Consider the following 12,840-nt stretch of genomic DNA (forward strand, 5'->3'; position numbering starts at 1 on the left):
ACACACAGATGCACTGTCAACCCAAGGCCACGTTTAACTGCCTAGCTAAATTAATCATCGTAATGCTGTTTGCCATGTTGTATTTGCAGAACAGTCATGCGGCCCCTGCTGCAGAACTGTGGCCAAAGTGGAACCGCAGCAACCAATCCAGTGTTGCGGTCATTGATCATTCCCCCTGGACAACCTTGCTCAAACGGTATCTGCAAACCTTAGGTTCCCCTGTGGTAACCCGCTTCGACTATGCCGCCGTAACCGGGCAAGACAAATCCCGCCTTGATGGCTATGTAGAGCAATTGCAACAGATCCCTGTCCTGCAGTTCAACAAGGCCGAACAATTGGCCTATTGGATTAATCTTTACAATGCAGTCACGGTGAAGCTGATATTGGATCACTATCCGGTGGAGAGTATTCGCGATATCAAGTTCGGTTTTTTCTCTTTTGGCCCCTGGAATGAAAAGCTGGTGGAGGTGGCCGGTGAACCCCTGAGTCTGAACGATATCGAACACAGGATTTTACGTCCGATCTGGCAGGATAATCGAATTCATTATGCGGTGAACTGCGCCAGTGTCGGCTGTCCGAATCTGGCAGCGGAAGCTTATAGCGCCGGCAATACGGAGGCGCTCTTGCACCAAGGGGCAAAGGATTATGTTAATCATCCACGCGGGGTCAGCTTCGACGATGGTGACCTGGTGTTGTCTTCCATCTACGATTGGTACCAAACTGATTTTGGCAATAGTGAAGCGGGTGTTGTCAGGCATCTGCTGCAGTACGCTGATCCGGAATTGGCTGCTCGACTATCCGGTCATGCTGGTGATGTCCATTACCGGTACGACTGGGCCCTGAATTCACCGTAAATTGTGGCAAAGATCGGGTGATTTTCTGGCCCATTTTCGCCAAAACTGATAATCTTTCGCGCGCTTCGCATGGACATAACTATCCCAAAGTAAGTCACTAAACCTCAGTGAGAGTCGGGGAATAACAAAATGGTAGAGAAGATCTGGTCGGACAAATATCCTGAAGGCGTCACGTCGGACATCCAGTACGGTGACTATGAATCCGTATTGGATGTGTTTGAAAATGCGTGCAAGAAGTTTGCAGACCGCCCTGCATTTCATAACATGGGTGTATCCATCACCTACGGCGAGCTGGATAAACTGAGCGCAGATTTCGCTGCGTATCTGCAGCATCACACCACGCTGGAAAAAGGCGACCGCATAGCGGTGCAGATGCCGAATCTGATCCAATACCCTATTGTAATATTCGGAGCATTGCGCGCCGGTATGGTGGTGGTGAACACCAACCCCATGTACACCACCCGGGAGATGGAGCATCAGTTCAATGATGCCGGATGCAAGGCTCTGGTGGCATTGGCAAACTTTGGTGATTCGGTGGCTGACGTGTTGCCCAAGACCGGGATCAAACATGTCATCATTACCCAGGTGGCGGACATGCAGCCCCCCCTGAAACGAGTACTGATGAATTTTGTTATTAAGCATATCAAGAAGATGGTGCCCGACTTCACCATCAAAGGCGCGGTGCCGTTTACCAAAGCCATGGCGAAGGGTGCTGCTGCCACCTTTAGCCAGACTGCACAACCTGCTGGTGAAGACATCGCAGTGTTGCAATACACCGGCGGTACCACCGGTGTTGCCAAGGGTGCCATGCTGACCCATAAAAACCTGGTATCCAACATGCTGCAGATGGACTTTATTCTGAGAACGTTGCGGCCGGGCCAGGAAGTGGCTATTACGCCACTGCCGCTTTACCATATTTTTTCGTTTACTGTAAATTGCCTGGGCATGATGTCCCATGGTGCGATGAACGTTCTGATTACCAACCCGCGTGATATTCCCGCTTTTGTTAAAGAGCTGGGCAATCATCGATTCTCCTGTTTTACCGGCCTGAACACGTTGTTTGTGGCGTTGATGAATCATCCTGAATTCAAGACGCTGGATTTCAGCTCCCTGAAAATGACCATTGCCGGTGGTATGGCGTTGCAGAAATCCGTTGCCGATCAATGGGAGTCCGTTACCGGCAACCGTATTGCGGAAGGTTTTGGTATGACAGAAACCTCGCCTGTTGTGTGTGTGAATCCCCCTCACGCCATTCAGGTGGGCACTATCGGTATCCCGGTACCTGGAACTGATGTCAAAATTGTTGATGAAGACGAGAACGAACTGGCGATTGGCGAAAGCGGTGAGCTGTGCGTTCGGGGCCCCCAGGTGATGAAAGGCTACTGGCAGCGTGAGGAAGCCACCAGAGAAACCATGACCAAAGACGGTGAATGGCTGAAAACCGGTGATGTTGCGTTGATCCAGGAAGATGGGTTCCTGCGCATAGTGGATCGTAAAAAAGATATGATTCTGGTTTCCGGATTTAATGTTTATCCCAATGAAGTGGAAGATGTGGCCTGCACGCACCCGGGTATAGTGGAGTGTGCTGCTGTCGGTGTGCCGGATGATAAAAGCGGCGAGGCAGTTAAGTTGTTCGTGGTGAAATCCGATGACAGCCTGACCGCCGAACAAGTAATAGCGCACTGTAAAGAAAACCTGACTGGCTACAAGGTTCCCCGTTTGGTGGAATTCCGTGCTGACCTGCCCAAAACCAATGTGGGTAAGATTCTGCGTCGTGAATTGCGGGGGCAGTAAGCTGCTGGTTGCGTAAAGCCGCAGGCCGACTTCTCTGGCGGCCTGCATTTTCCAGTCTATCTCCGGTACAATGCAGCGCCATAACACATGAGGTTTTGGCGTGATTTCCGACACACTTCCCGTTCTACGTAAACAGATTGCCGGTTGCCTGAGCAAGGATCGATTTCGCTTCAGCCGTTCATTGCAGAGCATCGAGCAGCGCCTGGCCCATAATAAACCGGTTGATCGGGATCTGGCACGGCTTGTGTCAGCGTTAGAGCAGTCACAGGCTATGGTTCAAGCGCGCAGGCTCAGCCTTCCGCAATGGGAATACCCGGATACATTGCCGGTGGCATCCAGGGTCAATGACATTGTCGATGCAATCCGGCACAACCAGGTGGTGATTATCGCCGGCGAAACCGGCTCCGGAAAAACCACCCAGATCCCTAAGATGTGTTTGCAGGCAGGGCTGGGATTAACCGGCTATATCGGTCACACACAGCCGCGCCGGCTGGCGGCACGCACGGTTGCTCAGCGTATTGCCGAGGAACTGAATACTCAGGTTGGTGATAAAGTGGGTTACAAAATCCGCTTTCAGGATCAGGTGTCGGAGACCAGCCACATCAAGCTCATGACCGATGGTATGTTGCTGGCGGAAGTGGCCCAGGATCGCTTCCTTAATCATTATGATGCCATCATCATCGATGAAGCCCATGAGCGCACCTTGAATATAGATTTCCTGCTGGGCTTTCTCAAGCAGCTGTTACCAAGCCGCCCTGATCTCAAAGTAATTATCACCTCCGCCACCATCGATCATTGGCGATTTTCCCGCTATTTTCAGGATGCACCGGTCATTGAAGTATCCGGCCGCACCTACCCGGTGGAAGTTCGCTATCGTCCGCTGGGTGACGATAGCGGGGGCGATGAAACCGCCGTCTCCGACGAGGAGAGTGCAATAGAAAACGGTATATTGCATGTGCTGGAAGAGATCCACTCACTGGAGAGATCGCATGCCAATCCTTCCCGGCCGCAGGATGTACTGGTGTTTCTGGCTGGTGAGCGCGATATTCGACAGGTGGCAGAGCGCCTGCGCCGACAAGGGCCTGCCCACACTGAAATATTGCCGCTGTATTCCCGTTTGAGTAATGCTGAGCAAAACCGGGTTTTTCAGCCTCACCACGGCCGGCGAGTGGTGTTGTCCACCAACGTGGCAGAGACCTCGATTACCGTACCCAACATAGGTTATGTCATTGATACCGGCGTAGCCCGCATCAGTCGGTACAGTTATCGCACCAAAGTACAGCGGTTACCCATCGAACCGGTATCCCGGGCCAGTGCCAATCAACGGGCCGGGCGTTGTGGACGGGTTGCCGAGGGAATTTGCTTTCGGTTGTATTCAGAAGATGACCTCCTGAATAGACCGGAATACACAGAGCCTGAGATACTGCGTACCAACCTGGCTTCAGTGATACTGCAGATGCAGGGATTAAAGCTGGGCGAAGTATCCCGTTTCCCCTTTGTTGATCCGCCTGATCAGCGGTTGGTGAACGATGGTTACCGGTTGTTGGAAGAACTTGGCGCGGTCGATCGAAAACGGACGATTACCGCCCTGGGTTATGACCTGCTCAAGTTTCCGGTTGATCCCCGAATTGCCCGAATGCTGGTGGCCGCCAAGGAGCACAGTTGCCTGCAGGAAATGGTGATTATTGCCAGTGGTTTAAGTGTGCAGGAACCCTGGCAACGGCCCCATGACCGTCAAGGTGCGGCAGATGAAGCCCTGAAACGCTTTCAGCATCAAGAGTCCGATTTTCTTACTTTTGTGAACCTCTGGCACCAATGCGGGCAGCAAAAATCAGACCTGACCAATAATCGCTACCGACGCTGGTTGGTGGACAACTTTTTGAGTTACCTGCGCATACGGGAATGGCAGGATGTGTACCGGCAGTTGAAACAGGTGGTGCATCAATTGGGTTGGCGGGAGAATACCGAACCTGCACGTTATGAAGAAGTTCACTGTGCGATCTTAAGTGGTTTGTTGAGTCATGTGGCTGTCAGGGATGATAAAAAAGGGTACCTGGCAGCCCGCAACCGTAGCTTGTCTGTTTTCCCGGGTTCGGCGCTGAACCCGAAGAAACCAAAGTGGATAGTGGCAGCGGAGATCGTGGAAACTCATAAGGTCTTTGGCCGTACAGTGGCACGCATTGAGCCAGAATGGGTGGAACAGGTGGGCAAAGCGCAGCTTAAAAAAACCTACTTTGAACCGCATTGGAAGAAAAAGCCGGCGTGCACCATTGCCTACGAGCAAACCAGCCTGTTTGGTCTGATCATCAATCCGCGCAAACGAGTCAATTACAGCAATATTGACCCGGGTCGTTGTCGTGAATTATTTATTCAGCATGCATTGGTAATGCATGAATATGATACCCGAGCCCCTTTCTTTCAGCACAACCAGCAGTTAATCGCAGAGCTGGAATATCTGGAACAAAAATCCCGGCGCCGGGACATTCTCATCGATGACCTGACGTTGTATAGCTTGTTTGACGCGATTATTCCCCAACAGGTAGTGAATGGTCAAAGCTTTGAGAGCTGGCGTAAAAAAGCGGAGCGTGATGATCCTGAGATTCTGTTTTTACAACGACAGCAATTGATCAGCACCGATACCGACACTATCGATATGGCGGCGTATCCCGATCAGGTGAAAGTGGATGGTGGGCGGATTAACATTGATTATCAATTCGAACCGGGCAAGCATCAGGATGGCCTGAATATTGTTGTGCCTGTTACGTTGATTAATCAGGTAGATGAAGAAAAGCTGGAATGGTTGGTGCCGGGGCTGGAACGGGAGAAGTGTATCGCATTAATCAAAAGTCTGCCTAAGGCGCTGCGCAAGAACTTTGTACCTGCCCCGGATTTCGCGGATGCATTTTTGACTACAGGCCCTAACCGGCATCGCTCTTTGAAATTACAATTGGCGCAATATCTGCGTGATAAAAAGCGGGTGGATGTAACCGAGCAAAGTTTTGATGAAGCAGCATTGCCGTTGCACTTGCTGGCCAATCTGAAAGTGTTGGACCGCAACGGCAAGGTGTTAAAGGAAGGCCGGGATATTCGGCAGGTAAAATTAGCCCTGCAAGGGGAGTTTAAGCAATCCTTGCAACAATTGACCCAGGATAGCCTGAGTGAGGAGGTATTCGATAGCTGGGCCTTCGATGCTATTCCTGAGGTATATGAAAAGAAGCAAGCTGGGGCCGTGGTAAGAGCCTATCCAGCGCTCACCGACCAGGGCAATGGTGTGGCCCTGCAATTATTCGATACGCCGTTTGCAGCGCAGCAGGCAATGGAGCAGGGATTGTTACGGTTGTGCATTTTGGCTTTGCCGCAACAGGTTCGCTATCTCAAAAAGCAGCATGGTTTAGCGGAGGCCGCAGCCATCAAGTTCGCGCCGTTTGGTGACCGTAAAGCACTCTCCGACGGTGTGGTGGACATGGCATTTTATCGTGCCTTTGTTGCCGGGCAGCCTGCGGTCAGAACTGAGCAGGCGTTCCAGGCCAGACTGCAGTCCGGTCGCTCCCGGCTGACTCAGGCAGCAGCCGACGTTGAAGACCTGATTACCCGTATTCTGGAAGGTCACCACCGTGTGAAAAACCTGGTGGCGCAAGATAAATCGCCCGCTAAAAAGGCAACACGGGCGGATATCAACAAGCAACTGGAGCGGCTCTTCCCCACGGATTGGCTGCATATCATTCCGTATACGGCATTGCTGAATTACCCCCGGTATCTGGAGGCAATCGAGCTGCGCTGGCAACGGCTGCAGGGCAAGATCGACCGTGATCAACAGCTTATTGATGAACTCGATCTGCTGTGGGAGCAGTACCAGAATCGGGCGAACAAACACCGGAAAGAAGGGGTGCTGGATGAATCCCTTGAGCAGTGGCGCTGGGCACTGGAAGAATATCGGGTTTCCCTGTTTGCCCAGGGCGTGAAGACCCCTTATCCTGTATCCTATAAGCGATTACAAAAGCTGTGGCAGAGCGTGGCAGTATGATCGTACACGACCTGCAAGGACTGCGGTTATGGCGGTGAGAAAGATCGAATCCTCATTAATGGTGCCTTTGCCCGGCGGGCAGCAATTACATTTGCGCCGCCTGTCGGATAATCCTGATGCGCCCGCCGTGTTGCTTCTGCATGGCCTGTTGGAAGATGGGACCATTTTTTATTCCCGCCAGGGGCGGGGGTTGGCACATTATCTGGCAGAGCAGGGCTTTGACACGTTCATTCCTGACTTGCGGGGCAAGGGCCGTTCCTGGCCTCCGGTGAGTGCCTGGGTCAACTACCGCGTTGGCGATGCGGTCAATCAGGATATTCCCGCGATACTCGATACCATCCAGGCCTTGAAAGGCGCAGCCCCGGCATTCTGGATAACCCATGCCTGGGGGGGCGTTTTGGCCAGTAGCGTGCTGGCGCGCTTCCCGGGCTACCAGGCGAGCCTTAATGGGCTAATCCATTTTGGCAGCCACCGGGTTACCGTTCAGCGCAGCCTGTCCCGTCTGATCTGGCTGGATGGTATGTGGGGTTGGCTGGCTTCACTGGTGGCGCGCTGCAAGGGATACATGCCGGGGCGGGGGCTTAGAATCGGTGCAGAGAATGAGTTCCTCGGTATACAGCAGGACAGCAGCAACTGGTTGCAGGGGGGCGCCTGGATCGATCCCCAGGATCAATTCGATTATGGTGAGGCCCTCAGCAAAGGTCTGAATTTCCCGCCTACGCTGTATTTTGCCCCCAGTGCGGACCTGGCGCGCTGTAATGCCGCGGATGTGAAGGGGTTCATGCGGGAGATTGGCCACCATAATGGCCGCCTGGTGGTGCTTGGCATGAATTTGGGAAACAGACACAATTACTCACAGATCAGCATGCTGACCCATCCCGATGCAGTGCATGATCACTTCCCATTCATGGTAAACTGGATGCTGGAAATGAATCGGTTGAGGGAAGAGGCGAAGGATGGGAATGGTCCCGAACCCAGAAATCAGGGACATTCTGCTGAGAACGGCAACTGATTGCACTCAATGGCCCTTTTTGTTTACCCGGCCATGAGCATCCAATTCAACATGCAAGACAACGCAATTACAGCACGGTAAAAGCGATAAAGATAACAATGCCGGAGGTAGAAGTGTCGCAAACTACGCAGCCCCCCACAGTGGTCATCAGCGGTACGGGACTTTACACACCCCAGGAATCCATCAGTAATGCAGAGCTGGTGGCAACCTTTAATCAGTACGTGGATTTATACAACGAGGACAACAAAGCGGCAATCGAAGCAGGCGAGCTGGAACCGTTATCGTACTCAAGCGAAGAGTTTATCGTGAAGGCTTCCGGTATCGAAAGCCGTTATGTGATGAACAAGTCCGGTGTGCTTGATCCAAAACGCATGCATCCCTTTATTGCAGAGCGCAGTGATGAGGAGCAGTCTGTTCAATGTGAAATTGCTGTTGCGGCGGCTCGCGACGCCATGGAGCAAGCCAATAAAACCGCCGATGACATTGATGCGGTCATTGTCGCCTGCTCCAATATGCAACGTGCCTACCCTGCCATGGCCATCGAGGTCCAGGAAGCGCTGGGCATAAAGGGCTTCGGCTTCGATATGAACGTGGCCTGTTCTTCGGCAACCTTTGGCCTGCAAGCTGCGAAGGATGCTATTCTAGCCGGCTCCGCCCGCTCGGTTCTGGTGCTGAATCCTGAAATCTGTTCCGGGCACCTGGCCTGGGAGGATCGCGATTGCCACTTTATTTTTGGCGATGTCTGTACGGCAATGATCGTTGAACGACTGGAGACCAGTACCAGTGCGGACAATTGGGAAATTCTGGGTAGCCGACTGCAGACCCAGTTTTCCAATAACATCCGTAACAATTTCGGCTTTTTAAACCGCTGCGATGAAAGTGGTGTTGGGGCCCGGGACAAGCTGTTCCGCCAAAATGGGCGTAAGGTGTTCAAGGAGGTGGTACCCATGGTGGCGGAAATGATTGTCAGCCATCTATCCGACGAGGGCATCGAAACCGATGATTTGAAGCGTATGTGGTTGCATCAGGCCAATCTCGGCATGAATTTGCTGATCTCCAAAAAGGTGCTGGGCCGCGAAGCCACCGCTGAAGAGGCACCGGTTATCCTGAACGAGTATGCCAATACCAGCTCCGCGGGGTCGGTGATTGCATTCCATAAGTACCGCCAGGATATGGCGGCGGGCGAAATCGGCGTGATTTGTTCCTTCGGTGCCGGCTATTCGGCGGGCAGCATTATCGTGAAGCGACACTAGACACAAACCAACAGCTCCGCTCGATGAGCCCCTCACGAATCAGCAAAGCCACGGTCCCGGGACTGTGGCTTTTTTTATGGCGACCACTTTTATCACGTCAAATTGTGATTTTATGGTGATAATTGACTAATATCTAAGGGAAAACAAAAAAAACCTGAAACATGGATGAAACATCTCTCGTATTACCCAGTCTTAATTTGCAGTAACTGTGTGATTGACTGTTTTGTCATCGCAGGTGAACTTTGTGGGCATACGCCCGTTTCAAACCAGAGAGTAGTATACGAACCAAGGAGAAAACCATGGCTAAGTTCAATTCACTGAACCCTCTTGCTGCCGGTGTGGGTGCCGCACTGGTAGCGTCCGCAATGACAGCAACCCCTGTTAACGCTGCAGAAAATCCCTTTGCAACCAATGCACTCACTGCCGGCTATGAGCTCGCAGCCCATCATGAGGGCAAGGCCAAAGAGGGCAATTGCGGTGAGGGCATGAAGTCCAAAGAAGGTAAGTGCGGCGAGAATATGAAGTCCAAGGAGGGCAATTGTGGTGAGAATATGAAGTCCAAAGAAGGCAATTGCGGCGAGAATATGAAAGCCAAAGAAGGCAATTGTGGCGAAGGGATGAAAGCCAAGAAGGAAGGTAAATGTGGTGAAGGCAAGTGTGGTAAATAAGCCATGAGAAACAGCAGTCCAGAAACCATTCACGGTGCCGGACTGGGTTTGCGGCGGGCCATTATTGGCCCGCTTTGCGAACAAAAGCCCGGGCAAGTGGATTTCATGGAAGTAGCGCCGGAAAACTGGATTCATTTGGGTGGGCGCTACGGTAAGCAGTTACGTGCCATGACAGAGGCCTATCCCTTTGTGACCCACGGGCTTTCACTGTCATTGGGTGGTCCGGAACCCATCGATGTGAAGCTGGTAAAATCCATAAAAGCCTTTCTGGATGAACATCGGATCGATGTTTATACCGAACACCTGAGCTACTGCAGTGATGACGGACATTTATACGATCTGATGCCCATTCCCTTTACCGCTGAGGCGGTGAAGCATGTTGTTCAGCGAATCCATTTGGTGCAGGACATTCTCGAGCGCCCAATGGGTATTGAGAATGTTTCCTACTATGCTGCGCCGGGTCAGGAGATGACCGAGATCGAATTTTTACGTGCCGTCCTGAATGAGGCTGATTGTGGTCTCTTGCTGGACGTCAATAATATCTACGTGAACAGCGTCAACCATGGCTATGATGCCGAAACCTTTCTCCAGCAAATACCCGGTGAACGCATTCAGTATATTCATGTGGCCGGTCACTACAACGAGGCCGAGGATCTGATCGTGGACACTCATGGTTCTGATGTGATTGATCCGGTGTGGACGTTGCTGGAAAAGACTTACCGCATGTTCGGTGTTAAACCGACGCTGTTGGAGCGTGATTTCAATATCCCCGAGGTCGTTGAGTTGTTGGGTGAAGTCGATAAGATTCATCAGATTCAGGCCAGGTATCGGCCGGCAAACGAGAAAACGGCTTGAGGAATAGCGTCATGAGAGATGGCCTGTCATTTAAGACGCTGCAGTACGAGTTCGCTGCCCACCTTCGCAATCCTGCCGAAGTCCCGGGCCCGCAAGGTGTTGAAGACCGACGTATGCAGATCTATCGTGACCTTTTTTACAATAACGTAGAAGGTTTTATCAGTGGTGCCTTTCCCGTATTACGCAGCCTGACCCACGACGAAAAGTGGCACCGGATGGTGCGTGATTTTTTCAGCCGCTATCGTTGCCAATCGCCTTATTTTCTTGAAATCAGTCAGGAGTTTTTAGGCTATCTTCAGACTGCACGTGTGCCGGAGGCAGATGATTTTCCATTTATGGTGGAACTGGCGCATTACGAGTGGATGGAGTTGGCGGTGGAAACCGACACCGATGAAATCCCTGCGACCGGCTTCAACCAGGGCGGTGATCTCATGCAGGGGCGCCCACTGGTATCCCCGCTGGCCCATGTGGTGAGCTATCAATACCCAGTGCATCGGATCAGTGTGGACTTTGTTCCGCAACAGCCCGCGGACATTCCCACTTTTCTGATCGTTTATCGGGATAGTGGCGATGTGGTGCGTTTTATGGAAATCAATGGTGTCACGGCACGCTTACTTTTGGTGCTGGATGAAAATCCGGGCTTGAGCGGATACGATGCCGTGAAAACCGTGGCAGCGGAATTGGCGGGCCTTGATGAGCAGGTTGTGATGCAGGGCGGTGAACAGGCACTGAAACAATTACGTGACAACGGCATCATATTAGGAACCGAGTTAACAACCATAAAAGGATAACTCAATGCTTGGTGTTCTGAATAAGCTGCATGACCTTTTGGATTGCACCCGTAAGGCTGAATTTCTTGCGCCATTGGCGTTGCGTTTGTATTTGGCCCCGGTTTTTATCGCTGTTGGCCTGCATAAAGCTCATAACTTCGATGATATTGTTGCCTGGTTCCAATATTCTCTGGAGCTGCCGGCCCCTGAACTGATGGCCTTGCTGGCGACCAGCGCGGAACTGCTGGGCGGCTTTGCCTTGTTGTTTGGAGTTGCAGTGCGCTGGTTTGCCATACCACTGATGATTACCATGCTGGTGGCAGCCGTCACTGCCCATTGGGATAAAGGCTGGTTTGCCATTGCCCCCTCTGATCCGGCCACCAGTGTGGCCAGTGTGTTGGCTCCCGTTGGTTTCCCTGGCGCCGAAGCAAGTCTGCACAATAGTGTTGAGGTTGGTAAACGCCTTGATAGGGCGCGGTCTATTCTGCGTGAAAACGGCAACTATGAGTGGTTGACCGAAAAGGGCAATTTCGTGATTCTGAATAATGGGATTGAGTTTGCGACTACCTATTTCATCATGTTGCTAACGCTCTTTTTTATGGGTGCCGGGCGTTATCTGAGTGTTGACTATTGGATTGCACGGACATATCGGCGGCGCGCTGGGGAAGCAGCAGCACAGCACTAAACAGGGATTCTTTGTCATGGTTTGCCACTCGGGTTAGAATCGGGCGCTTGTGTGTGGAAAGGACCCTCTAGATGACGACCATGTTAAATACTATCCGGTTCCAGGGTTGCCTGGCTTTGCTGATGGGTTGCCTGTTGGCCGGTACCGCTTGGGCTCAGGCAGCATCACCTGCAGAAAGAGACCCGTGGGAAGGGTTCAATCGGGCCGTGTTTACGTTCAACGACACGTTGGATTTTTACGTTCTTAAACCGGTGGCCACGGGATACGATAAAGCCATGCCGGATCCATTGCAGGATGGGGTGACCAACTTCTTTAACAATGTGGGTGAGATCAGGACCATATTTAATGATCTGCTCCAGCTCAAACTTAAGCAGGCAGGCCTGGATACCACCCGGTTTATTGTGAATACGACGGTAGGTGTGTTCGGGTTTATTGATATTGGTTCCAGAATCGGGCTGGATCGGCACGACGAGGATTTCGGGCAAACACTGGGATACTGGGGGGTTGGTTCAGGCCCCTATCTGGTGCTGCCACTGTTGGGCCCGAACACGTTGCGGGACAGCGCCGGTTTGGTCCCTGACTATTATATCTCCCCATACAACACTGTAGATCACGATTTAACCCGATACAGTATTCGCGCGGTGGATATTGTGGATTTACGGGCCGGATTGCTGGATGCGGAAAAACTCATTGCCGGCGACCGTTATACCTTCTTCCGGGATGCGTACCTGCAGCGCCGGGACTTCTTGGTAAGTGATGGCCAGATGAATCATGACTTCCTGGAGGACGATGAACTGTTTGATGACTTTGATGACGAGTATCCGGAGGATGAAGCCCTGGAGTGAGGCCAATGGTCTCCACAGGGCGGCTATCAGGCATTAATGGCCCAATTGAACAGATGCACGGGGCATCATCATCTGGACTT

10 protein-coding genes are annotated in these 12,840 nt (G+C 52.1%); all 10 read left to right on the forward strand.

The window, feature by feature from the left end:
- Window positions 1–8: 8 nt before the first annotated feature.
- Complete coding sequence (locus D9N13_RS10165; RefSeq protein ID WP_290588998.1) at window positions 9–854, forward strand: DUF547 domain-containing protein; 846 nt, start codon at window positions 9–11, stop codon at window positions 852–854.
- A gap of 129 nt (window positions 855–983) precedes the next feature.
- A complete protein-coding gene (locus D9N13_RS10170; RefSeq protein WP_290589000.1) occupies window positions 984–2,648 on the forward strand; it encodes an AMP-binding protein in 1,665 nt (554 codons plus the stop codon).
- A gap of 100 nt (window positions 2,649–2,748) precedes the next feature.
- Window positions 2,749–6,672, forward strand: coding sequence for an ATP-dependent RNA helicase HrpA (gene hrpA / locus D9N13_RS10175; RefSeq protein WP_290589003.1), 3,924 nt, complete (start codon window positions 2,749–2,751; stop codon window positions 6,670–6,672).
- A gap of 28 nt (window positions 6,673–6,700) precedes the next feature.
- A complete protein-coding gene (locus tag D9N13_RS10180) occupies window positions 6,701–7,684 on the forward strand; it encodes an alpha/beta fold hydrolase (protein ID WP_290589005.1) in 984 nt (327 codons plus the stop codon).
- A gap of 140 nt (window positions 7,685–7,824) precedes the next feature.
- Window positions 7,825–8,937, forward strand: a complete 1,113-nt coding sequence (locus D9N13_RS10185) for a beta-ketoacyl-ACP synthase III (protein WP_317622492.1) — start codon at window positions 7,825–7,827, stop codon at window positions 8,935–8,937.
- A gap of 299 nt (window positions 8,938–9,236) precedes the next feature.
- Window positions 9,237–9,605 (forward strand): hypothetical protein, encoded by a 369-nt coding sequence (locus D9N13_RS10190; RefSeq protein ID WP_290589012.1) that lies wholly within the window; start codon window positions 9,237–9,239, stop codon window positions 9,603–9,605.
- A 3-nt stretch (window positions 9,606–9,608) separates the two neighbouring features.
- Window positions 9,609–10,460, forward strand: a complete 852-nt coding sequence (locus D9N13_RS10195; protein WP_290589015.1) for a DUF692 domain-containing protein — start codon at window positions 9,609–9,611, stop codon at window positions 10,458–10,460.
- Between the two features lie 11 nt (window positions 10,461–10,471).
- Window positions 10,472–11,251, forward strand: a complete 780-nt coding sequence (locus tag D9N13_RS10200; protein ID WP_290589018.1) for a DUF2063 domain-containing protein — start codon at window positions 10,472–10,474, stop codon at window positions 11,249–11,251.
- Window positions 11,252–11,255: 4 nt separating this feature from the next.
- Window positions 11,256–11,915 (forward strand): DoxX family protein, encoded by a 660-nt coding sequence (locus D9N13_RS10205; protein ID WP_290589021.1) that lies wholly within the window; start codon window positions 11,256–11,258, stop codon window positions 11,913–11,915.
- Window positions 11,916–11,995: 80 nt separating this feature from the next.
- Window positions 11,996–12,760 (forward strand): VacJ family lipoprotein, encoded by a 765-nt coding sequence (locus D9N13_RS10210; RefSeq protein ID WP_411268152.1) that lies wholly within the window; start codon window positions 11,996–11,998, stop codon window positions 12,758–12,760.
- The last annotated feature ends 80 nt before the right edge of the window (window positions 12,761–12,840 follow it).

Origin of the sequence: Ketobacter sp. GenoA1 (genome assembly GCF_003671475.1) — a bacterium.
GTDB lineage: Bacteria > Pseudomonadota > Gammaproteobacteria > Pseudomonadales > Ketobacteraceae > Ketobacter.

Excerpts from the sequence above, each read along its gene's own strand:
- D9N13_RS10165 (WP_290588998.1), top strand. The coding sequence starts at position 9 with ATGCACTGTCAACCCAAGGCCACGTTTAACTGCCTAGCTAAATTAATC.
- D9N13_RS10170 (WP_290589000.1), top strand. The coding sequence starts at position 984 with ATGGTAGAGAAGATCTGGTCGGACAAATATCCTGAAGGCGTCACGTCG.
- D9N13_RS10180 (WP_290589005.1), top strand. The coding sequence starts at position 6,701 with ATGGCGGTGAGAAAGATCGAATCCTCATTAATGGTGCCTTTGCCCGGC.
- D9N13_RS10190 (WP_290589012.1), top strand. The coding sequence starts at position 9,237 with ATGGCTAAGTTCAATTCACTGAACCCTCTTGCTGCCGGTGTGGGTGCC.
- D9N13_RS10195 (WP_290589015.1), top strand. The coding sequence starts at position 9,609 with ATGAGAAACAGCAGTCCAGAAACCATTCACGGTGCCGGACTGGGTTTG.
- D9N13_RS10200 (WP_290589018.1), top strand. The coding sequence starts at position 10,472 with ATGAGAGATGGCCTGTCATTTAAGACGCTGCAGTACGAGTTCGCTGCC.
- D9N13_RS10205 (WP_290589021.1), top strand. The coding sequence starts at position 11,256 with ATGCTTGGTGTTCTGAATAAGCTGCATGACCTTTTGGATTGCACCCGT.
- D9N13_RS10210 (WP_411268152.1), top strand. The coding sequence starts at position 11,996 with ATGTTAAATACTATCCGGTTCCAGGGTTGCCTGGCTTTGCTGATGGGT.